Source organism: Bacillus sp. CH30_1T (genome assembly GCF_008364765.1).
In the GTDB taxonomy this organism is placed as follows: Bacteria; Bacillota; Bacilli; order Bacillales; family Bacillaceae_B; genus Rossellomorea.
In genome coordinates, this window is record NZ_VTUY01000007.1 from 150,281 (window position 1) to 171,771 (window position 21,491).

A 21,491-nucleotide genomic window follows, 5' to 3' on the forward strand; every position below is an offset into this window, starting at 1 on the left:
AATCACTTCCCGCAGTAGCAAACGGCTCCAATAATAATTAACAGGATGAATAACACAACAATCAACGCAAAATTATTAACACCGGCAACTGGATAAGCATATCCACCTTGATAGCATGGATCACAACCATAACCATAGTTCATACCTATCACTCCTCAAAAAATATTTATTTACATTACACTGTATGTCATTCACCTAGAAATGGTTTGTGTATTTGCCTAATTTATTTAGCTCTACTCCTTTTCTGTACCGTAGCCTTTCTATATAATAGGAATAGATTTTAAGAGAAGACAGGAGAAATGACAGTATGAAATGGTTTATAAAATCGTTTATTAACGGTGTTCTAACAATTGTTCCGATTGGATTGGTCACTTATGTAGTTTATAAAATGTTTCTATTCCTCGATGGTTTATTAGGAAATGTTTTAAAACCCTATCTTGATGAAAACTATATTCCCGGTATTGGGCTACTCGCAACCATCGTTCTATTGACCTTGCTCGGTTGGCTTTCCACAAAGTTTTTTACAGGTACGATCATTCGTATAGTTGATATCCTTTTACAAAAAATCCCCTTTGTGAAAACGATTTACTCGGTCATCAAAGATACCATTCACTCTTTCTTAGGAGAAAAGAAGTCCTTTTCCAAAGTTGCACTCGTCAAAATGCCTGGTACAACAATGAAATGCCTGGGCTTTATTACGACAGAGAACCTTGCAGATTTGCATAATGACCTGCAAGATCACGTAGCTGTATACGTACCTCAAACGTTTCAAGTAGCAGGAGTCACCTTTTTGATTCCCAAAAGTGATATTGAAATATTGGAAATTAAATCTGAAGAAGCGATGAAGTTTATATTGTCTGGGGGAATGACGACCAAGAAGGAAGAATAGTTTATAAGCTGATTAGACAATATCAATGCGGTGATTTGCGAGGGTCGATGGACACCTTATAAAAAAAGACCGGCAATCAAGCCGGTCCATATCTATTATTTAGTTGAAATTTCCAATACCTCATCTTGTCCTGCTGTAACAGACGTCAACTCTTTTTTCACTAGTTCAGCCATGTCATCACCGTTTGTTAAGATGATTGGTGTGATGGTACTTTTTGCTTTTTCTTTCACAAGGTCTAAGTCATACGTAATTAATGGATCTCCCACATTCACTTTGGACCCTTCTGAAACATATGCTTCAAAGCCTTCACCGTTCATTGAGACTGTTTCAAGACCGATGTGGATAAGTATTTCAGCACCGTTTTTTGCTTTGATTCCAACAGCGTGCTTTGTTGGGAAAAGCTGCATGATTTCGCCGTCTACAGGTGAAACCACTTTACCTACTGTAGGATCAATCGCAATCCCATCTCCCATCATCTTTTGAGAAAATACTGGATCTGGAACCTCTTCTAGTGATTTTAATGTACCCGTTAAAGGCGCTACTGCATGAACGGTTTTAGGTGCCTCTTCTTTTTTACCGAAAAGCTTTTTTAACATATTCATTCACCTTCCTATATTTATTTTATATACACATTTGTAGCTCAATGTAAACATGAGAAAGTCTATTTTAGCACATATGTGAAGAGTTTCACAACACTTCATTATTTTAGAATAACTTTTTATATTCCCCGTATCCCTCTTCGTCAAGCTTTTCTGCCGGGATAAATCGAAGAGCGGCTGAATTAATACAGTATCGAAGCTTGGCTGGTCCCGGTCCATCATTAAAGACATGACCCAGGTGAGAATCTGCTTCTTTACTCCTCACTTCCGTTCTGACCATAAAATGACTGCGGTCTTCTTTTTCAGTGACTTCCTCTTCATCTATCGGCTTTGTAAAACTTGGCCAACCACAGCCGGCATCATATTTATCTTTTGAGCTAAAGAGAGGTTTACCTGAGACGATATCTACATAGATTCCCTCTTCAAACGTATTCCAATACTCATTACTAAAAGGAGGTTCAGTACCATTCTTCTGTGTGACATCATATTGTTCAGGAGTTAACGTTTTCTTTAAATCTTCTTTACTCATTTCTCTTCCCTCCAATGATTTTCAATAAATGCTATTCTTCCAGACCCTCTGCTGTATCGATTATAATGACCAGGGTTTTTTTTGTAATAACCCTGATGATACTCCTCTGCAGGATAAAATTCCTTCGCTGGCAGAATTTGAGTCGCAACCGGCTTTTGAAACTTACCTGACTGCCCAAGTTTCTTTTTAGATTCTTCCGCCAGCTTTTTTTGCTCTTCATTGTGGTAGAAAATAACCGTTTTATACGAATGTCCACGGTCAAAGAATTGCCCGCCTGGATCGGTTGGGTCAATTTGCTGCCAATATACTTCCAGTAATTTATCGTAAGGAAACACTGATGGATCGTATTCAATTTGAACGGCCTCATAATGACCAGTCGTTTCTGAGCATACTTCATTATAAGTTGGATTCGGAACGGATCCTCCCGTGTAACCTGAAATCACACTGTTAATCCCTGGCTGTTCATCAAATGGTTTCACCATGCACCAAAAGCAGCCTCCGGCAAATGTAGCTTTTTCATAATGTAAAGCTTCCGACATGCTCATCATCCTTTCTATTTCATTCTACTCACTATTCCCTTTGTAAGAGATTTTAACGCATTCAAGTTAAAAGGGAAAATATTAAGCTTGTTGAATTGGTTTAAAGGTAACAATGTAAAAATAGACCCTGGAGTCATCCAGGGTCTATCGTACATCAATTATTTAAGCTTTCTCTGCTTACCGATATTCTTCCATTTTTTTCGTTCTAACGACTCCAGTCGCTTATTCCCTTTTCTCTCCATGTAGGCAATTTCCCTTTGCAATTTCAGATAATGCGCGAATCGTTCCTCTGACAGAGTACCCTCTTGTATCGCTGTTCTAACCTTACAACCAGGTTCATCCTCATGACGACAATCGGTGAATCTGCATTGAAGTGCCAACTCTTCAATATCGTTATACTGTGTGGAAAGTCCTTCTTGTCCCTGCCATATTTGAATCTCCCTCATACCGGGCGTATCAATGATGGATGCACCACTATCCAATAAGAATAATTCTCTGTGTGTTGTGGTATGGCGCCCTTTATCGTCTGATTCCCTAATTTGTTTGGTCTTTTGAACGTCATCTCCTACAAGAAGATTGACTAGGGTCGATTTACCCACACCAGAAGAACCGACAAGCGCAACCGTTTTGCCCTTTTCCAGATAGGGATGCAATTCCTCAATTCCCTCATGATTTACAGCGCTTATTGCTAACACTTTAACCCCGAGCAATGCCCTTTCAACTTCTCTCTTTTTCTCCTCGATATCCTCACATGTGTCGGATTTTGTAAGAACGATAACGGGATTTGCTCCACTCTCCCAGCAGAGAAGTACATACCGCTCCATCCGTTTACTGTTTAAGTCGTCATTTAAAGAAGATAGAATAAATACGGTGTCTATATTCGTAGCAATGATTTGCTCTTCTGCTTCTTCCCCTGCCTTCTTTCTTGAAAACTTACTCGTTCGGTGCAACACCTTTTCTATGATTGCGCCTTCCTCGCTTAGGAGAATCCAATCCCCCACTGCAGGAAGGTCTTCCCGCTTAACCGTTTGGAACCTGAGCTTCCCTGAGATTTTACTTAATCGATCTTCTGTTTTGGTCATGACCATGAAGGCACCCTTTTGTTCGGTCACAACTCTTCCTAACATGTATCCTTCTTCTTCAAGGTGTTCCACCATTTCAAATACATTTTCTCTGTTATTCAATTTAGTTCCTCCCAAAAATTAAAAAATCCGTTGCGTGATTCAACACGTCAACGGATTTTCAAGTTTGAAAGAAAAAAATCAGTTTATCCCGTTAAAAGTGAGTTGACGTGCAGAACCATTACGAAGCATATTATTTAGTTTACTTTTATAACAAATCAATAATAAGTTCATATGTCATCACCCACTTTCTCAATTATTAATTTTATTATCCAGTATTTTCTTCTAAATTGCAAGTGATTTTTCTGATTTTTTCAAAAGATAGGTACTTTCACCATTTTTCCTCCTCCGCATAATCTATTGTGTTAATAAACAAAAGGGAGAGATACGGATGAGCCAACACGATTATTTGAATAAAGCGGCGATGTATGACTTATTATCCGGTTATTATAAATACTCAGATCCATCCATGCATATTCATTACTATCAAAAACATTTAAAATACATGAGGCTGGCTTTGCAAGCACAGCGCGCTGATATGACTACATCCACCCAGCCTTCTTATGTTCGCGTATTACATGCTGTACCCGATGCACCAAATGTGGATGTTTACGTGAATGGAAACCGTGTTTTAAGGGATGTGGCCTTTAAGGATGTAAGTGATTATTTAACATTACCGGCTGGGAAATATCATATTGATGTTTATCCTGCTGGTACAAGTGTGACGACTGTTATAAGCAAAAAAGTAAAAATCGACCCTGGCAAAATTTATACTCTCGCCGCTGTAGGTACTCTAAATAAACTACAACTCCTTCCGTTCATTGATGACCCGACGGTTCCAAGCGGAGAAACAAAAGTTAAATTCATTCATCTTTCCCCTGACTCCCCTGCAGTGGATATCGCAGTAAAAGGTGGAGACGTCATATTTCCGAATGTAGCATTCAAGCAAGCTAGCGATTATCTTGGATTAACTCCAATGACAGTCAACTTGGAGGCAAGAGTGGCAGGGAGTAAAAATACGGTCCTAAGTGTTCCGAATGTTCAATTAAGCCCTAATCAAGCTTACACCATCGTAGCTGTTGGGTTAGCCAACGGAACCCCCGAATTAGAAGCCATTCTATTAAAAGGATAATCACGTCTGTGTTCCGGTTTGTGCCTACTTACGTATGTATACGAAAAAAGGTGGCTTCCATCAGGAGGCCACCTTTTTCCTATTGAGCACGATCTACTGGTACTAACAACCGGAATGAAATATTATCTTCCTTTAAATTAAATTCGTTCGCTCTTACTTTAATATCACTCTTCAATTTCATGTCCTGTAATGAAACGTAGATTAATTCATCTGTAGGTTGTATCTTCACCCATTCCGGAAAGTTATATGAATCTCTCATTACCTTCAATACGTATGAAACCGGCAGATTTAATTGTCCTACTGATATGGATTTCTGTTTCAGGAGGATGTCTCCATTTTCCAGTGCTTTAGGTTCAAAATCCAGCTTAAAGTCTAAGTTTGATGTAAATACCGGAACAGACCCCATTAATTCCACGTCGTCTTTTAGCTGAACCTTATAATCAACAGGTCCCTTCATTCCTTCAGCTTCAATATAATGTTCAATAATCAGATTTAAATCCTTTTTGTTTGTTTCTACATTAAATCCTACTTCTTGATTGGTGTTTTTGTTGCTTTTAGGCAGTGCATCATCTTTAATCGGCATAAAAATCATTGAAACAATGATGGCTAATCCTATTAATACCACTCCTAAAAGAACAAAAAAACCGACCTTCCATTTGTTCTTCATGACGGCTGCTCCTCTTCCTCAACAGGTTTCTTTCTATCTGTCAATGTAGCTAATGTTTCCCCTTTTGTCAGGTTAATAAACATGCGATCTGCAATCATTTTATAGCCTTCATCATTTGGGTGAAAGTAGTCTTCAAATAATAAAGTATCCCCTGCATCAATAAATAAGTCCTCTATCTTAACGAATAAGGTTTTATCATAATCTGAAAGAATCTCCCGGCTGGCATCATTCCAATCATGAATCACCTGGTTGACTTCTTCAATATCAGAAAACCATGTATTGAATGGATTATATAACCCTACTAGTACGATTCCTGCATTTGGGTTATAGCTCCTGATCGTCTCAATGATTTCTTGTAACCGCAATTGGTATTGTCGTTTCTCTTCCTGAAACACTTCTAACTTCAAGTGTGAAAGATTTTCACGGAAAATTTTCATAACGTCGTTACCGCCAATCGTGATCATAACTAAATTTGCTTGTTCAATAGATATTTTCACATCTTCTTTTTTCAATCTTTTTAATAATTGGTCGGTACGGTTCCCTCTTACCCCATAGTTATGAAATTGGGCGTCTTTTACTCCATCCAGTGATTCCAGATGTTTCTCTAAGTAAGGGACATATCCACCCTTTTTCGTACTATCACCTACACCTTGAGTCAATGAATCGCCCACTGAAACAACTTTTAAGTTCTTCGGTATGAAGGTTTCGTTCGGATTATCTTTATCCCACATGGATACTTCTCTTGTAATATGCTCAGCAGCATCTTCTAACGAACATCCTGACAGGAAAAAAACAAAAGCGAGCATGATAATCGGTAGTTTTTTCATATGCGTCACCTCGCTTGCACTTTAGTATTATTATATCACGCTTGTTTCGTCATGAAACCTTTGTAAACAAATCATTAAGAACATGTAAATTTTTATGGCATTGTCACTCTTGTTCATTAACTATCGGCTGGGACCAGATTTTAACGTCTCAAATACCTCTGTGATAAACTGCCTATAGTTGAACTGCTTTGCGATCTTATGGACCTGCCAATTTTCTTTTTCCTTTGACTGCCTAAAATCTCCTATGCTCTGACCAAAAGTCCAGCCTGTATTGGTGGCAACCCGGATAGGAACTTCTTCAAACACCATTTTATCGCCATCCGCAAGAGTCCACATTGCCAATAAGTCATGCAGGGGACTACCCGAAATATCAGGATACGTTTTCTTATAGAACTTATAGTAATAATCCACCATCGGTTTGATGATCTGCCCGACTTTGTCATTTGAATTCACATAAAATTCATGGAGATGATCAATCATAGCAGGTGTTACAAGAGCATACATGGTTACATCTAAGGGGATGAGATGAATTTGTTTGGGGGCGAGTTGAATCAAGATATTGGCAGCATAAGGATCGCCATAGAAATTCGCTTCTGCCGTCGGGGTCACATTCCCCGGTACATGAAATGCACCTCCCATAACATAAAATTCTTTTACCTTTTTCATAGTTTCCGGATAAAGCACAAAGGCAGTTGCCAAGGAAGTCAATCGACCGGCAGAGTATATATATAATTCACCGGCATACTTATCAATTAGTGCATTGATTTCATAAAAGTTTTCGGTTATTTCTGAGTTTTCGAGTTCTATATCATCAAGGGTTATCGGTCCCAATCCTTCCAAACCGTGTACATCCGGATAGAATTGTGGTTGTATGCCCGTTAAAGCAGAGACCGCTCCCCCGATAACAGGTATATCGGTGATTCCGGTAATACTTTGAAGATATTTGACGTTTTTCAATGCACTCGCTTTAGAGACATTACCATAATCAGAAACAATTCCTACAACTTCAATCGTATCACTATAGTAAGCATATAATACTGCGACAATGTCATCGATCCCAAAGTCTGAAATCACCAATACTTTTTTCTTATCAGTCAAGTCCGGCCACTTCCTTTCTTTTGATTTCAATTTAATAAGAAAGAATCATTTTTTTATCTATCGGCGAGATCAGGCCAAACTTCTTACCTATTATACTTCTATGATATGATTGCATTGGTTATGAGGACGCAATAAGATTCATAAAATCATCAAGGAAAGGTACAAACCTGCTTTTTAAAAAGTGGTACAATACAGTTATAATCGCATAGGGAAGGGGAACGAATGAAGAAAAATCTCTTATTATATTTCACTGTTGTTATTGGATTATTAGGCATTCTTGCGGGTTGCTCAAGCAATCAGGAGGAGGAAGCTCATCATGATCATACAGCCGCCAATGGGGATCTTCGGGAAGAAACTGATTCGGTTGACACACTTCCCTCTTTTCTCGATGATAAGGACGACAATATGAAGCTAATCTATTCTTCAGCTGCTAAAAACCCTGATCTGTTACAATATATCCCTTGTTATTGCGGGTGCGGTGATTCTGCCGGGCACGAGAGCAATCTGAACTGCTTTGTTTACGAAATAAAAGGGAAAAAAGTGGTATGGGATGATCACGGTACCAGGTGTCAGGTGTGTTTGGAAATTGCGGCAGAATCCATTGTGAAGTACAAGAATGGAGAATCCATCAAGCAAATTAGAAACTTTATTGATGAACAATATAATGAAGGTTACGCTAAGCCTACACCGACGCCTATGCCTTCATAATTATAAAAAACAGCAGATGATTCTGCTGTTTTTTAAAATAGAAAAAAGCGAAAGGAAAATTCCCTTTCGCCTCTGGTTAGATCAATCAGTGTAATACATAAATCCTATCGCACCAATTCCTGTGTGGGTACTGATGATTGGTGTGGTCGGAACTATATCGATTTGGTCGTAACCTGTTTTCTCGATAATCTTTGCCTTAAGATTTTGAGCCAACTGCAGACCATCGGCATGAACAAGCCCTACACCACGAATTGTCTTCCCTTTTACATCGTCTAAAAATTGCGTTGTTAAGTATTTTACTACCTGTGAATGGCTTCGAACCTTTGCGACTGGAGTGTATTCGCCCCCTTCTAATGAAGCGATTGGTTTAATATTTAGCAAGGAACCGATCATTGCACGTCCCTTTCCGATTCTACCGCCTTTTGCAAGGTTCTCAAGTGTATCTACCACAACGAACAAGTTTGTATTCTGACGGATTGTTTCAACTGTTTTCAGAATTTCTTCCAATGGTTTTCCTTCTTTAGCAAGTTTGGCAGCTTCGATTACCTGAAAGGCAAGTCCTTTAGAAATAAAGCGTGAATCTACAACCGCCACATCTGATGAAGACATTTCTGCAGCAGACTCGGCTGAACGCACTGTACCACTCATTCCACCTGTCATATGTATGGATAAAACTTTCGAACCATCTTTTCCTAATTCATCATAAAGTTCTACAAATGTTCCTGCAGATGGCTGCGAACTTTTTGGTAATTCCTTAGAAGCTTTCATTTTTTCCAGAAAGCTAAGTGGCGAAAGATCTACTCTATCTAAATATGTCTCTCCGTCGATTGAAATGGATAGAGGAACTACATGAATATCTAGTTCCTTTACGATCTCATCTGATAAATCTACTGTTGAGTCTGTTACAATCTTAATTTTGGTCAATTTTGCCACATCCTATCTCCCATATCATTAGTATTATATCGTTAAATGCCAAGGAATTAAATAGATACGAAGGATTTCCACAACCGGTTGTCTAAATTGATATATATTTTTGAACGTGTAATGTCGATAATTGTTTCATACATGTAAAGATATTGATATAAAAAGGACTGGTCCCACGTAACATTACGCTAAAGACCAGTTCCCAAGAGAATTATGCATTATTCTTTAACTCTTCTGATTGATAAATTTCTTCATACTCTGACCATTTCGTCGTTCTCTTTAAATGTTCTCTAAAACTGTACATGGTCTTAGGCCCATTCTGATTGACAACCTTTGAAATGAATTGATGAAGCCTCAGGTTTACCCTTAGATAGAGCGGGTTATCTTCCTTCATGACAGGAACTTCTAAGATTTTGACCTTCCATCCATCCTTTGATTTGAACTCAATGGTTTTTGTCAGCAAAGTATCAATCCTCTTTTTCACCCGTTTATATTCTTATTATACCCCATTTAATGGCGCATAAAATGTCTAATCGTGCAAAAACACTAATATTTTTTCTCTAAAACGGTTATGAAACTGGCACAATACATTCGGGGGAATCGTGTTTGGATGAATTGACGATATCGGATACCTGGTACCCTTTCATTTGGTCTTTATGAAGCGGCGTTAAAACCGAAGAAGCTTCTTCAAAAGAATAATCGTCTATATTTAACCATTTCTCAATCGCTTCCTGACTCGTGAGTATAACAGGCATTCGTTCATGCACTGGTTGTACAATGGAATTTGCCCCTGTCGTAAGGATCGTGGAGGTTGTGACCTCTCCATTGCGATCCCACAAACCGGCAAACACAAATGGCTCTTCTTCTTTTAATTGAAATCTTACAGGTACCTTTTGGTCTTTCTCCTTCTTCCATTCATAAAATCCATCGGCAAAAATCACCATTCTTTTCGAATGGACAAGGGAATTGAAACTCGGTTTCTCCAATAAGGTTTCACTGCGAGCATTGATCAATGGTTTCCACTTCTTCTGATCTGCCCAACGAGGAACAAGCCCCCACGTTATCTCTCCCGCTCTGCGCTTGCCCTTATGTGAAATAAGGGACAAAACTTTTTGCGTTGGAGCAATATTGTATCTTGGCTGCCACTCTTCAAGGAATTCATCAATTAAGTATTGTCTCACTAATTCTTCTAAAGGGGTCGTTAAGGAAAATCTACCGCACACCACTGTCACCTCATTTGTTTTCTTTAATTAGGAATATACAACATTATGAGGAGAATTTCTAATCCAAAAGGCGCACTTTAACCCTTTACTATGTTAATGATTGCACAATGAAGATAAGAGGATTATCATAAATATATACAATATTGACTCATTGAGCGTTCAATGAGGGGATAATAGAAAGGATGATACTTCTTTGACTTATGATTTCGATTTTTCCAATTGGAAAGAAGAAGTTGCAAACGCCATTACCCATGGAATCGGATTAATTTTGAGCATACCCGCTTTAGTAATGTTAATCATTTTCGCCGTTCACGAAGGCTCTGCCTGGCACGTTGTCAGCTTCTCTATCTTCGGTGCTTCAATGATACTCCTATACTTATTTTCAACCCTGTTACACAGCTTTAAGCCTTCGAAGGTAAAGAATCTATTTGCCATTTTAGATCATTCGGCGATATATATCCTGATCGCGGGAACGTATACACCGTTCATGCTAGTCAGTGTAAGAGGCACACTCGGCTGGACATTGTTTGGAATTGTCTGGGGACTCGCCATTGTAGGGATTGTATTTAAATGTTATTTTGTTCAACGTTTCCAAGTCGTTTCCACTCTCTTTTACCTGGTGATGGGCTGGCTCGTTATCATTGCCATTAAACCATTGTACGCAAGTCTTACCGGTGCCGGATTCGGACTGCTGCTGGCAGGTGGAATCATGTATTCCATAGGAGCCATTTTCTATGTTTGGAACAAACTGCCTTACAATCACGCAATCTGGCATCTTTTCGTCCTGGCAGGAAGCAGCTTTATGTATTTCTGTATTTTGTTTTACGTTTAAGTATGTTTATGTTTTTTCAATAAAAGGGTACTGACGGAATATCCCGGCAGTACCCTTATTGTCTCTTCTCATCTATTTCCGTACATAAACCTTAAATTCATAGTCGTAAGGATTTTTCTCATCCTTCAATCCTTTAACAGAGGAGATACAAGTGAAATCCTCCCATGGGATGGAAGGCATGGTCGTGTCGCCTTCAAATTCATGATGAATCTCTGTTACATACAACTTATCTACATAAGGGATGAACTGCTTGTACACTTCTCTTCCGCCCATAATAAAAGTTTCTGAGTCTCTTCCTTCCGCCCATTCCAGGATATCCTTCACAGAATGCAGAACAAGACAGCCATCCGGTTGAAAGCTTGTATTTCTTGTAAGAATGACATTCTCTCGTTTTGGTAACGGCTTACCAATGGAATCAAACGTTTTTCTTCCCATGACGATTCCATGTCCATCAGTCGTTTTCTTGAAAAATTTCAGGTCTTCAGGAAGCCTCCATGGCAATCCATTTTCTTTCCCAATCAATCGATTCTGATCCATTGCCCAAATAAAAGAGATCATACACTCACGGCTCCTTTTATATGTGGATGCGGATCATATTCCCCAAGGTTAAAATCTTCAAACTTAAATCCGAAAATATCTTTCACTTCTGGATTGATAGATAATGATGGTAATGATCTGGGTTCTCTGGAAAGCTGTAAGTTCACTTGATCAAGGTGATTCTGATAGATATGGACATCACCAAATGTATGAACAAACTCTCCAACTTCCAGATCACATACCTGGGCTACCATCATCGTTAATAGAGCGTATGAAGCTATATTAAAAGGAACGCCGAGGAATACATCAGCGGAACGTTGGTACAGCTGACAGGATAATTTGCCATCGGCTACATAGAATTGGAATAAGCAGTGGCAAGGAGGCAAAGCCATATGATCTACATCCGCAACATTCCACGCACTTACAATCATTCTTCTGGAATCAGGATTGTTTTTAATCGTATCGATGAGGTTCTTAATTTGGTCAATCGTTTCTCCGTTAGTTCCAGACCATGATCTCCATTGGTGACCGTATACAGGGCCTAATTCTCCATTTTCATCGGCCCATTCATTCCAAATCCGTACACCGTTTTCCTGAAGATATTCAACGTTCGTATCTCCTTTTAGAAACCAAAGGAGTTCATGGATAATGGATTTCACATGCAGTTTTTTAGTTGTAAGTAGAGGGAATCCTTCTTTTAGATCAAAACGCATTTGATAACCAAACGTGCTTATCGTGCCTGTACCTGTTCGATCTTCTTTCTTGGTGCCATGTTCAAGGACATGTTTGCACAAGTCTAGATATTGCTTCACAATGACCACACCTTTTATAAGTTTATAGTTCTTTAAAGAATTGATATGTTGCTGGTGCCTTTTTCTTTAGAAGATTTCTAGTTTCAGAGTTTAAATAATACATAGCAAATGTTTCAGCAAAATATTCTTCTTTGTATTGAAGAAAATAGGGTTCATTCGGGAATACACGTGGAGCTTCCCTCTTCCAAAGAGGCAAAAATTCCAGCTCGTAATAAAGGTCCGTTAAGACGTAACGATCAATACTGTGAGCGAGTTCATGTAATTCCAGGTTAGTCGAATTATGACCCTTCCCTTTCTCACTATGACCGATTTTCACTAATACAAGCTTCGATCCACCGATTCCAGGAACGTCATCCCATGTAATACTTTTATTAGTGTACCCTCTTGGGGTTACTCCTTTCAAGTGACTTGTGGTAGAAAAATCGGTTAATTTTTTTTCAAACAGCCTTATTTTGATTTCCTGTGAATTCGTAGACTCTAAAAGTGAGGTCGGAATATGATCTAATCTTTCAATCATTTCCCTAGCAGCTGTTTTATCATAAGCAGCTTGTGGCAACAGGACCATATTTTCTAACTGTTTACTGGATTGAAGTTGTAATTGTGTTTTAAGAGGAGAATGCTTTAAGAGGGTTCCACTGTAGTTGGCTTTTGAGTTGGTCCACAAAATGACTAAAGTAACCGAAATAGCGAGGATGATGAATATACGCTTCACTTATTGTCCCTCCTTTCTTCTAAAGAAAGTATCATGATGTTTTTACTATTTTAACATAATGATAGAGTTGTTTTTAGGAGAGATTGTTTCCAATAACTAAAGCGGAGGCGGCTTGCTCAGAGGCGACAAGCATAAGGCGAACCTGCCGGAAAGGCGCCCTTTGCCTTTTTGGCAGGTTTGACTTATGACCTCGAGCCTCTAGCCGCCGGAGCTGGATGATAACTAAAGCGGAGGCGGCTTGCTCAAAGGTGACAAGCATAAGGCGAACCTGCCATTCAAATTAAAACAAAAAAGCAAGCACGCAGAATTCACGCACTTGCCTTTATTCGTATATGGACGTTGAAATCAGGAGACACTCATCCATTGTGGCGGAGTGTTTTTATCCCAATATATACTTCCTAAATCATGGTGTGCTTGAAATTGATCATGAACTGTATGATAGTGAAAGTTGAAGTAATAGCCATCTTTTGGCGGATGGTCTTTTCTTACATGGAATCGTATGACATCTTCACCAGAGCGTTGGTCATAAATATGAAAAATCTTTTCTGTTTTTGCATATTGAGGCACTTCTGAAATAGTAAGTGACGTTAAGTCTTCTTCTGGAAATTGAACAGCTGTATCAGCTATCGCCTTTTCGATCTTAGGAAGGATTAAAGACTTGAATTCGTCTTCAATGACAGGCTTGATCTTAGTCCCGAACTTTTCATAAGCATTTTTCTCTGCTTGTACCATCATGTTCCCTATGAAATCCTCATGGGAAATGGAAGACTCCTCTTCCAGTACTTCCTCTGGAACAGATTCAACCGACGAAGGCTTTCCATTGCCTTTTGCCATAGTGTGATTTTGTTCATTGAGAAAGGCTTGTGAAGGGGAAACAAGTCCAAATGTTAGAATGGATAGCAGGATAAAAAACGACTTTTTGAGCCAGATTGACATAGATAACGTCCTTTCCTATGTAGTACGTCTATTATTATACTATTTCTTACGAATAAAAAGTGAAAAAGGTTTCATTTTTTTGTAGGATATAAAAATATTTATGTGGTAGTATAATAAAGAGGATACTTTGTAAGGAGGATAACTAGATGGATACAGGACTTATGATCAATATCGGATACTTACTTCTATTAGGTTATTTCGTTGTACTAGGGTTTACTGATTAATACTTAGATGCTTAGACAGGCTTAAGATGCCTGTCTATTTTATTGTTTAAAAAAGCTATTTTCACAAAAATCATTTTTAAACAAAAGGTATGCTTCGGCTCTGTCAATCAGTATGTGCTGGATGGTGAGGGAATAGCTGGACAGTCCCAAGAGCAATGGAGGGTTACTCAGCCCCAACAAGCATAAGCTAAATGGGCTAGCCGCCTGAGCTGAATAGGTAAGACCCACTGGCTGTGCATAGTTGTAAATGAATTCAAAATAAGTAAAATTAATTAATTATTAATTTACGAACAAATACTCGACATATCTACAATAGGAGCAATTTTTTGTGTTTTTCTATCCTGCATAAGGCAGAAAAAATATAGCAGCACAGAGTGGATTGTAGCGGAAGGCACTTGACTCCTGCGGGAAATAGAGAAAAGGTCGAGACCCCACAGGGCAAAGCCCGAGGAGGCTCGACTTCCTCCCCGGGGAATCTTGTGCCTGGAGCGGAAAGGAACGGTCCCTGTTTTCACACTACCAATTGTTTAAAACGACTGTCTTCTTAAGATAGCCACAATCTTTGCGAAAAGAGCCTAACTAAAAGACTTTTATACTCGAATGATTCCAAAGTGAAATTTGGCGGATGGCCTTTTGATTACGTCAAATCCCAGTTCTTCGAATAATGGAGACTGATAGTGCTCTTTTAATACTACCCGCTTTTTGGCCACCCTTATTGCTTCTGCTATTCCTTCTTTTGTTAAGCCTGTATAGCTTGCCCATTGGCGGATCGGGTTTATTCCATGAGAATCTGTTAAGGCTTCTTCAAACATGGGATCAAGGTAAACGACATCAAATGCCTCATCGGGAATACCCTTTAATTCTTCCTGAAAATGTCCATTGACGACACTGATTCGATTCATGGCTCTATTCAGATCATGAAGTGGAGATACCCAGTCCTGAAGTCCGTGATGAAGTATATGTGAGATATACTTATTCGCTTCGATTCCGACTACTTTCCCCTTTTCACCGACTATATGGCTGGCGATAATACTATCTGAAGCAAGACCTAGTGTGCAGTCCAGAAAACTCATGCCTCCTTTAAGGTCAGCAGCTTCAATGAGTGGATCGGTCTCTCCGCGAATGATTCTTTTGATTCGGAAGGAAGCGGAGTTAGGGTGGAAAAAGAACGGTTCGCTATTGTCTTCTCTAGAATGAAGTTCTAATCTCTCTTTTCCGATCACTAAACAGTCTTGTTCGTGCAGATTCATGTGGTGTAAAATCGATCTCTTTTTTCTGGGGATATAGGGAATATCGAGTACCTCTGCTGTTTTATATGCCTTCTCTATGACTTCCTGGTTCGCTCTCCCGCATGTTGTGACAAACATGTTAAACATTCTCCTTTAATGGTACCATTTTGCTTGTACGTTTTTTCTAATGTTTATCTATCCTACCATAAAAAGAAACGGATGACAGAGTCACCCGTTTCTTTGTTGTCTTTAGCAATTTTCGTTAAAAGCTGTGGATAAATTGGAAATTATAGAGGAAATATCATGATCTTCAATTTCTTCCCTTGGGATGAAGTGAACGACTTTATTTCCTTTAAGTAAAGCCATTGATGGGGAGGAAGGTTCGTACCCTTCGAAATACTCTCTCATTTTGGCTGTTGCTTCTTTGTCTTGCCCGGCAAAGACAGTAACGAGGTGATCCGGGGCTTTTTCATTATTCATAACTGATTGCGTTGCAGCGGGTCTTGCAAGTCCCGCTGCACACCCACATACTGAGTTAACAACAACCAGGGTTGTTCCATCTGCATTTCCCATGTATTTCACTACTTCTTCTTCTGTACCCAGCTCTTTGAAGCCTGCTTGTGTAAGTTCTTGTCTCATCGGCTTAACTAACTGCTTCATATACTCTTCGTATGCCATTGACATCTATAATCAACCCTTTCCCACTTTTATTGGTGACGTGCTTCGGTCATCTGTTTCCAAACAGATCCTTTTGCTTCTTCGCCGCCCTCTATTCGTTCGATGGCCATTTTCACTTGAAGCTTCACTTCGAATTCAGGGTCATTTTCCGCTTCCCGTAAACCAGGCAATGCAGATTCATCTCCTACTTCATAAAGGAACATGGCAGCACGCCATCTCACAAGTTTACTCTTATCCTTTAAGGCTTGAATCATTTCCGGAGTAGCTTTTGCAAAACCTAAGTCCGAAAGGCAATCTCCAGCCGTTCTCCTTACTGTGACTGATTTATCACGTAAACCCTTAAACAGCAAAGGAAGAACTTTTTCATCTTCAATCATTCCCAAATAGACAATAGCCAATCTGCGAATGGATACCTTCTCATCCTCCAGGGCTTTCTCCAACAGAGGCAGGTCATCTAAAGTGGGATCTTCCATCGCATCCAGCTTCTGGTACCTTGTTTGCCAGTCCGGGGCTTCAAAGTCCGCGACACTCACCTTTTGCTTTTTCTTGTAAATGAGAGGTCCCTTGGAATCGGTTGTTTCCTGGGCTCCTTTGACAAGTGCTACTAGCCTTTCAGAAGGATAGGCTGCAACCAGTTCTTCCGTCAAATTGTTACCAATTTCATCCAAGTCTCCGTACCGGATACCGTAATCTTTCCACTTTCTGAGAAGGACGACATTATCCCCATCTTTTTGAGCCTGACCGATTGCTTCCAGGAATGGAGCGGGAAGGGAAAATCGCTTCTCTTGTTCCCCGTCTGTCACCTTTACTTGCATCGGAATTTCCTTGAACATCTGCACGCTAACATTCACTTCACCAAAATGTTCTTCCATGGGAGATTCATTTTCCAGGTCCAGAGTATCTTCACCGAATGCTTTTCTAACCTGTGGCAAAAGCTCTTGCCAATCGTATTTCGCATTTCGTTCAACGGCTAAGAAGTCGGCAACATGATAGACCCCTTTAATGCCGTCAATGGCAAGGATATCTTTAATGACGGGAGGAGCCCCGTCCGCTTCATCTTTTTTATAATTATTGCTCTTCCCGGCTTTCATTTCCTGATTAAGAAGAACTTTCATCGTATTAGGACTTGGAGTTGGTTCAATCGATACTATCCTCAAGCTTGTTACCCCTTTCTATAAACACTTCTTATACCATCCATTCTAACACAGTATCCATGGTGCCTTAAACGAAGAGACTTATTCAGCAAATTCGGAAAGGTATGTCCATCTTTCAATTAGCTCTTCCAATTGCTCGTTTAGTTTTTCACTTTCGCTCATTAACTGTTGTGCTTTTTCAAAATCACTGCCGACCTTTTGCAGCTCAGCATCTGTTTCTTCTATACTCTGCTCGATGTCGGCCATCTTTTCCTCGATTTCGTCCCATTCCCTCTTTTCCATGTAAGAAAGCCTCTTTTTCTCTTTCTCTTCTTTCACGGGAGCAGATTCTTGTTTCTTGACCGGATCCAGCTTCTTACTTTTCACTTCGTTCTTTTCCAGGTACTCAGTATATTCCCCAAAGTAAAAGTCGATTTGTCCATCTCCATTAAAGACCAGTAATTGCTCAGCTGTTTTATCTAAAAAGTAGCGGTCATGGGAAACGGTTATGACGACACCTGAAAATTCATTTATATATTCTTCCAGGACGGTGAGGGTTTCCGTATCTAAATCATTCGTCGGCTCATCAAGCAAAAGGACATTCGGTTTTGACATCAATAGCTTAAGCAAGAATAGTCTTCGTTTTTCTCCACCGGAAAGCTTTCTGATCAACGTACCATGCGTACTCATTGGAAATAGGAATCTCTCCAGCATGGAAGTAACAGAGATTTGCTCGCCTTTATCCGTCGTTATATATTCTCCTGCTTCTCTTATATATTCGATCATACGCATATTCTCATCAAGTTCTTCATGACCTTGAGTATAATAAGCGACCTTTACGGTTTGGCCTTTAAATAATTGACCACCTGTAAGCTCATCGGTTCCGGCAAGGAGGTTAAGAAATGTTGATTTTCCGCTCCCGTTTTTACCTACAATTCCGATTCGGTCTTTAGGTTTAATAAGGAAAGAAAACTCATCTAAAATTCGCTTGTCTTCAAACATTTTTGAAGCATCCTTGAACTCAAATACTTGTTTACCCAGACGGTTTCCTCCGATTGCCATGTCAACCTGACCGCCTGTGGGACCTGAAGACATCGTATCCTCTAAATTTTCAAATCGTTGAATCCGAGCCTTTTGTTTAGTGGTTCTGGCTTTTGCTCCCCTTCTCATCCAGGCAAGCTCTCTTCGATAAAGATTTTGCTGCTTTTCGGATAATTGGCGTTCCACTTCTTCCCTGGAAGCCTTCGCTTCAATAAATGAAGCATAATTTCCTTTATAGGAGTATAGGCTTCCTCCATCCAATTCGAAGATTCTGTTCGTTACCTTGTCGAGGAAGTAACGGTCATGGGTCACGAGCAACACAGATCCGTTATACTTTCCTAAATAATCTTCCAGCCATTTGATTGACTGGTAGTCTAAATGGTTGGTCGGTTCGTCCAGGATTAATAAGTCCGGTGTTTCAATCAGGACGCCTGCCAGCGAAACTCTCTTTTTTTGCCCACCTGACAGCTCTCTCATTTTCTTTGAGAAGTCGTGAATTCCCAGTTTTGTCAAAATGGATTTCGCATTTGCACTTGCGTCCCAGGCGTGAAGAATATCCATTTGCTTTTGAGCTTCAAATAAATCTTCCTGTATTCGAGGGTTTTCTGAGTTGTTCTCCATTTCCAAAAGGGCCATTTCATAATTCCGCATAGCCTGGATGATTTTTGCTTCACCACGAAATACTTGTTGTATCACGGTTAAATCCCCATCAAAAGCAGGCTCTTGTTGAAGGTAGGCAATATGATAATCGCCAGGCTTCGAAAGCTCTCCTGTATCATATTCTTCCATCCCGGCAATGAGTTTCAACAGGCTTGATTTACCCGTTCCATTCACCCCGATCAGTCCGACTCTTTCTTTCTCGGTAATTGAAAACGATATATCTTTAAAAAGAGTTTTATCTCCATACGTCTTAGAAAGATTCTCAGCTGTTAACATTCTCATTCTTGACCAGTCCATTCTTTATTAAATTGCTCTAAAAACCTCAGCATGAAAGCATGACGTTCCTCTGCCAATTTCCTTCCCGTTTCTGTACACATTAAGTCTTTCAGTTTCAATAACTTTTCATGAAAATGATGGATACTGGAACTATCCCCATTTCTGTACTCCTCTATGGTCATCTCCGACCTGACTTGAAATTCAGGGTTATACAATGATCGACCTTTCTTTCCTCCATATGCAAAGGTTCTTGCGATTCCTATGGCACCAATGGCGTCAAGGCGATCGGCATCTCGCACGATTTTCGCTTCTAATGATGTTATTACTGCTTCGTGACCACCTTTATAAGATATGGAATAAATAATCGAGTTCAATAATTCCTTTTCAGTTTCCGTTAGAGAGAGGATGGATAGGATGTGATCCAGCCTTTTCTTCCCCTCTTCTTCTTCCACGAACTTATCATCCGGAACATCATGTAGCAATGCAGCCAGCTCGATGATATATGTATGGGCTACATTTTCTTCCCTGGCAATGATAAGTGCCTGTTTTCGTACACGATCCAAATGATACCAATCATGTCCTGTAGACTCACCAAGATACTCACGTTTTAAATAGTCGATTATACCGTCCAGCTTTTTCCGCTCCAAGGTCACCTTCTCCTCTATTGTATCAAAAAATATTCTCTTATCAGAATAAAAAGGAGTGGATGCAGATTCTACACATCACTCCTTTTTCTATTAATTCATTTCGTCTTCTGCAAACCAGCTTATCCCTATTGTATTGGCCCCTGCGTGAACACCGATCACGGCACCCAGTGGGTACGCCCCAAATTCGATCTCAGGGTATTTAATACTCAGTTGTTCAATCCATTCTAAAGCTTCCCCACGGTTTAAACCATGCAGTACGGACACTTTTGATATACGTTTAGTAGCGAGAGCGTGAATTAATCGATCGGTCATGCTGCTCAAACCTTTTTTGATGCTCCTTACTTTATCCTTCACTTCAAGTTTTCCATCCTCAATGGCAAGCATTGGTTTTACATTAAGGACACTTCCGAGGAAGAATGAAAGTCCACTCATTCGTCCACTTTTATGTAGTTGCTCCAAGCTGCCAACCATTACATAGGTTTCACATGAATCGATTCTTTTTTCAATGGCTTCTTTTATTTGTTGTGGGTCTTTGCCCTCGTGAAGTAACCTTTGACCGTATAGGATTAATTCGGTCAATGGATTGGAAATGATTTTCGAATCTATACAAATGATATTTGGTAGTCTATCCTTTAAGAGCGTTGCAGCTTGATAGGCAGATGAATAGGTGCCGCTGAAATGAGAAGAAACATGAATCGAAAAGATATAATCATAGTCCTTTGATAATTCTTCGAACAATTCCTTAAAAGTCCCGATTGAAGGCTGTGAGGTTTTCACTTCTACCTTTACTTCCTTTAATTTCAAGAACAATTCTTCCGGAGATAAGTCTACTCCATCTTGATACTCCCGCTCCCCAAAGAGAATATTCATCGGAACAATATAGATGTGATTTTCTTTACTATTTGAATGTGTTGGAACAAATGCTGTGCTATCTGTTACCCAGGCTATTCTCATTGAAAAATCCCCTTTTTCTATATAATTATGAACTCTTTTTTGATAGAAGTCTAATCGATCAAGATATTTGTAAAGTATCTACAGAAAATGAAATCATTTGAAGAACATCATCAACCATTTCTTCTGTTATGACTCTATTAAAAGTGAGAATCCCTTCATAGGTAATAGGTTTACGAGAGGATATTACTTCTTTCCATTCCCAATTTTTATCTTCACCCCATTTTTCTTCAAGTATCTGCCTGCATTCGTTCAATTTCTCATCACCCTTATAGACGATAAGAATATCTGCTCCAGCTGTATTTTTTTCTGTCATCATTTTTCTCTCTGCCAAAAAATGCCCCATGTCCGCTTTTAAATGGAACTCTATCGAAATGGATTTCTTAGATGGTGAAGAATAATGAATTTGATAGCATCTTTCATAATGAGCAAAATCAAATAAATCTTTGCGATCAAGAATTTGGATTTCCCCTGTCAAGTCAAGATCGTATACAGCTCCCTCAAAGACTACCTTTAAGTTATCAAATGCTGTTGGATCAAACACGTTCTCCTCTCCTTTCAAACCCC

General features: G+C 39.5%; 26 protein-coding genes. 4 read left to right on the plus strand and 22 right to left on the minus strand.

What is annotated here, in order from left to right; translation table 11 throughout:
• Positions 1-2: 2 nt before the first annotated feature.
• Positions 3-143, minus strand: coding sequence for a YjcZ family sporulation protein (locus tag F0342_RS25175; RefSeq protein WP_113970745.1), 141 nt, complete (start codon positions 141-143; stop codon positions 3-5).
• A gap of 164 nt (positions 144-307) precedes the next feature.
• Between F0342_RS25175 and F0342_RS15770 the strand changes: the two genes are divergently transcribed.
• On the plus strand, positions 308-889 hold the full coding sequence (locus F0342_RS15770; RefSeq protein WP_149156839.1) for a DUF502 domain-containing protein: 582 nt from the start codon (positions 308-310) through the stop codon (positions 887-889).
• A 95-nt stretch (positions 890-984) separates the two neighbouring features.
• On the opposite strand, the gene F0342_RS15775 is transcribed toward F0342_RS15770, so the two are convergent.
• From F0342_RS15775 to rsgA, 4 genes are all read right to left on the minus strand, one after another.
• Positions 985-1,485 carry a PTS sugar transporter subunit IIA gene (locus F0342_RS15775; RefSeq protein ID WP_149156840.1) on the minus strand — a complete coding sequence of 167 codons (501 nt, stop codon included), beginning with the start codon at positions 1,483-1,485 and terminating at the stop codon, positions 985-987.
• Between the two features lie 109 nt (positions 1,486-1,594).
• Entirely contained in the window at positions 1,595-2,017 is a 423-nt protein-coding gene (msrB, locus tag F0342_RS15780; RefSeq protein WP_149156841.1) for a peptide-methionine (R)-S-oxide reductase MsrB, read from the minus strand.
• Positions 2,014-2,556, minus strand: a complete 543-nt coding sequence (gene msrA, locus F0342_RS15785) for a peptide-methionine (S)-S-oxide reductase MsrA (protein ID WP_149156842.1) — start codon at positions 2,554-2,556, stop codon at positions 2,014-2,016. Before msrA ends, msrB begins: the two co-directional genes overlap by 4 nt.
• A 158-nt stretch (positions 2,557-2,714) precedes the next feature.
• The gene (rsgA, locus tag F0342_RS15790; RefSeq protein WP_262481769.1) at positions 2,715-3,740 is read right to left on the minus strand and encodes a ribosome small subunit-dependent GTPase A; all 1,026 of its coding nucleotides are present in this window, start codon (positions 3,738-3,740) and stop codon (positions 2,715-2,717) included.
• Positions 3,741-4,068: 328 nt separating this feature from the next.
• On the opposite strand from rsgA, the gene F0342_RS15795 reads away from it, so the two are divergent.
• Entirely contained in the window at positions 4,069-4,809 is a 741-nt protein-coding gene (locus tag F0342_RS15795; RefSeq protein WP_149156843.1) for a DUF4397 domain-containing protein, read from the plus strand.
• A 79-nt stretch (positions 4,810-4,888) separates the two neighbouring features.
• Here the strand turns inward: F0342_RS15795 and F0342_RS15800 are convergent, their stop codons facing one another.
• The 3 genes from F0342_RS15800 to F0342_RS15810 all read right to left on the minus strand — a co-directional run bounded on the left by F0342_RS15800 (position 4,889) and on the right by F0342_RS15810 (position 7,401).
• Positions 4,889-5,476, minus strand: a complete 588-nt coding sequence (locus F0342_RS15800; RefSeq protein ID WP_149156844.1) for a YpmS family protein — start codon at positions 5,474-5,476, stop codon at positions 4,889-4,891.
• Positions 5,473-6,303 carry an SGNH/GDSL hydrolase family protein gene (locus tag F0342_RS15805; RefSeq protein ID WP_149156845.1) on the minus strand — a complete coding sequence of 277 codons (831 nt, stop codon included), beginning with the start codon at positions 6,301-6,303 and terminating at the stop codon, positions 5,473-5,475. The genes F0342_RS15800 and F0342_RS15805 overlap by 4 nt, the downstream gene beginning before the upstream one ends.
• 120 nt (positions 6,304-6,423) lie before the next feature.
• Positions 6,424-7,401, minus strand: coding sequence for a nucleoside hydrolase (locus F0342_RS15810; RefSeq protein ID WP_149157009.1), 978 nt, complete (start codon positions 7,399-7,401; stop codon positions 6,424-6,426).
• A gap of 222 nt (positions 7,402-7,623) precedes the next feature.
• On the opposite strand from F0342_RS15810, the gene F0342_RS15815 reads away from it, so the two are divergent.
• The gene (locus tag F0342_RS15815; protein ID WP_149156846.1) at positions 7,624-8,109 is read left to right on the plus strand and encodes a PCYCGC motif-containing (lipo)protein; all 486 of its coding nucleotides are present in this window, start codon (positions 7,624-7,626) and stop codon (positions 8,107-8,109) included.
• Between the two features lie 81 nt (positions 8,110-8,190).
• On the opposite strand, the gene F0342_RS15820 is transcribed toward F0342_RS15815, so the two are convergent.
• The 3 genes from F0342_RS15820 to F0342_RS15830 form a co-directional block, all read right to left on the minus strand.
• Positions 8,191-9,033: a DegV family protein gene (locus F0342_RS15820; protein ID WP_149156847.1), complete on the minus strand. Its 843-nt coding sequence runs from the start codon at positions 9,031-9,033 to the stop codon at positions 8,191-8,193.
• Positions 9,034-9,244: 211 nt separating this feature from the next.
• Complete coding sequence (locus tag F0342_RS15825; protein WP_149156848.1) at positions 9,245-9,496, minus strand: DUF2535 family protein; 252 nt, start codon at positions 9,494-9,496, stop codon at positions 9,245-9,247.
• Between the two features lie 106 nt (positions 9,497-9,602).
• Positions 9,603-10,256, minus strand: coding sequence for an SOS response-associated peptidase (locus tag F0342_RS15830; protein ID WP_149156849.1), 654 nt, complete (start codon positions 10,254-10,256; stop codon positions 9,603-9,605).
• A 193-nt stretch (positions 10,257-10,449) separates the two neighbouring features.
• Between F0342_RS15830 and trhA the strand changes: the two genes are divergently transcribed.
• Positions 10,450-11,088, plus strand: coding sequence for a PAQR family membrane homeostasis protein TrhA (gene trhA / locus F0342_RS15835; protein ID WP_149156850.1), 639 nt, complete (start codon positions 10,450-10,452; stop codon positions 11,086-11,088).
• A gap of 72 nt (positions 11,089-11,160) precedes the next feature.
• On the opposite strand, the gene F0342_RS15840 is transcribed toward trhA, so the two are convergent.
• The 11 genes from F0342_RS15840 to F0342_RS15890 all read right to left on the minus strand — a co-directional run bounded on the left by F0342_RS15840 (position 11,161) and on the right by F0342_RS15890 (position 21,468).
• Complete coding sequence (locus tag F0342_RS15840; protein ID WP_149156851.1) at positions 11,161-11,646, minus strand: dihydrofolate reductase; 486 nt, start codon at positions 11,644-11,646, stop codon at positions 11,161-11,163.
• Positions 11,643-12,437 carry a thymidylate synthase gene (locus F0342_RS15845; protein ID WP_149156852.1) on the minus strand — a complete coding sequence of 265 codons (795 nt, stop codon included), beginning with the start codon at positions 12,435-12,437 and terminating at the stop codon, positions 11,643-11,645. The genes F0342_RS15840 and F0342_RS15845 overlap by 4 nt, the downstream gene beginning before the upstream one ends.
• A gap of 22 nt (positions 12,438-12,459) precedes the next feature.
• Positions 12,460-13,149 carry an anthrax toxin lethal factor-related metalloendopeptidase gene (locus F0342_RS15850; RefSeq protein ID WP_149156853.1) on the minus strand — a complete coding sequence of 230 codons (690 nt, stop codon included), beginning with the start codon at positions 13,147-13,149 and terminating at the stop codon, positions 12,460-12,462.
• A gap of 345 nt (positions 13,150-13,494) precedes the next feature.
• Positions 13,495-14,085, minus strand: a complete 591-nt coding sequence (locus F0342_RS15855; RefSeq protein WP_149156854.1) for a YpjP family protein — start codon at positions 14,083-14,085, stop codon at positions 13,495-13,497.
• Between the two features lie 814 nt (positions 14,086-14,899).
• The gene (locus F0342_RS15860) at positions 14,900-15,676 is read right to left on the minus strand and encodes a class I SAM-dependent methyltransferase (RefSeq protein ID WP_149156855.1); all 777 of its coding nucleotides are present in this window, start codon (positions 15,674-15,676) and stop codon (positions 14,900-14,902) included.
• Positions 15,677-15,787: 111 nt separating this feature from the next.
• Positions 15,788-16,222, minus strand: coding sequence for a BrxA/BrxB family bacilliredoxin (locus F0342_RS15865; RefSeq protein ID WP_149156856.1), 435 nt, complete (start codon positions 16,220-16,222; stop codon positions 15,788-15,790).
• A 23-nt stretch (positions 16,223-16,245) separates the two neighbouring features.
• Positions 16,246-17,373 (minus strand): conserved virulence factor C family protein, encoded by a 1,128-nt coding sequence (locus F0342_RS15870; RefSeq protein WP_149156857.1) that lies wholly within the window; start codon positions 17,371-17,373, stop codon positions 16,246-16,248.
• 78 nt (positions 17,374-17,451) lie between these two features.
• Entirely contained in the window at positions 17,452-19,332 is a 1,881-nt protein-coding gene (locus tag F0342_RS15875) for an ABC-F family ATP-binding cassette domain-containing protein (protein WP_149157010.1), read from the minus strand.
• Positions 19,329-19,979, minus strand: coding sequence for an HD domain-containing protein (locus tag F0342_RS15880; protein ID WP_395940693.1), 651 nt, complete (start codon positions 19,977-19,979; stop codon positions 19,329-19,331). Before F0342_RS15880 ends, F0342_RS15875 begins: the two co-directional genes overlap by 4 nt.
• Before the next feature lie 84 nt (positions 19,980-20,063).
• Positions 20,064-20,927 carry a DegV family protein gene (locus tag F0342_RS15885; protein ID WP_149156859.1) on the minus strand — a complete coding sequence of 288 codons (864 nt, stop codon included), beginning with the start codon at positions 20,925-20,927 and terminating at the stop codon, positions 20,064-20,066.
• Between the two features lie 58 nt (positions 20,928-20,985).
• Positions 20,986-21,468, minus strand: coding sequence for a hypothetical protein (locus tag F0342_RS15890; protein ID WP_149156860.1), 483 nt, complete (start codon positions 21,466-21,468; stop codon positions 20,986-20,988).
• Positions 21,469-21,491 lie beyond the last annotated feature (23 nt).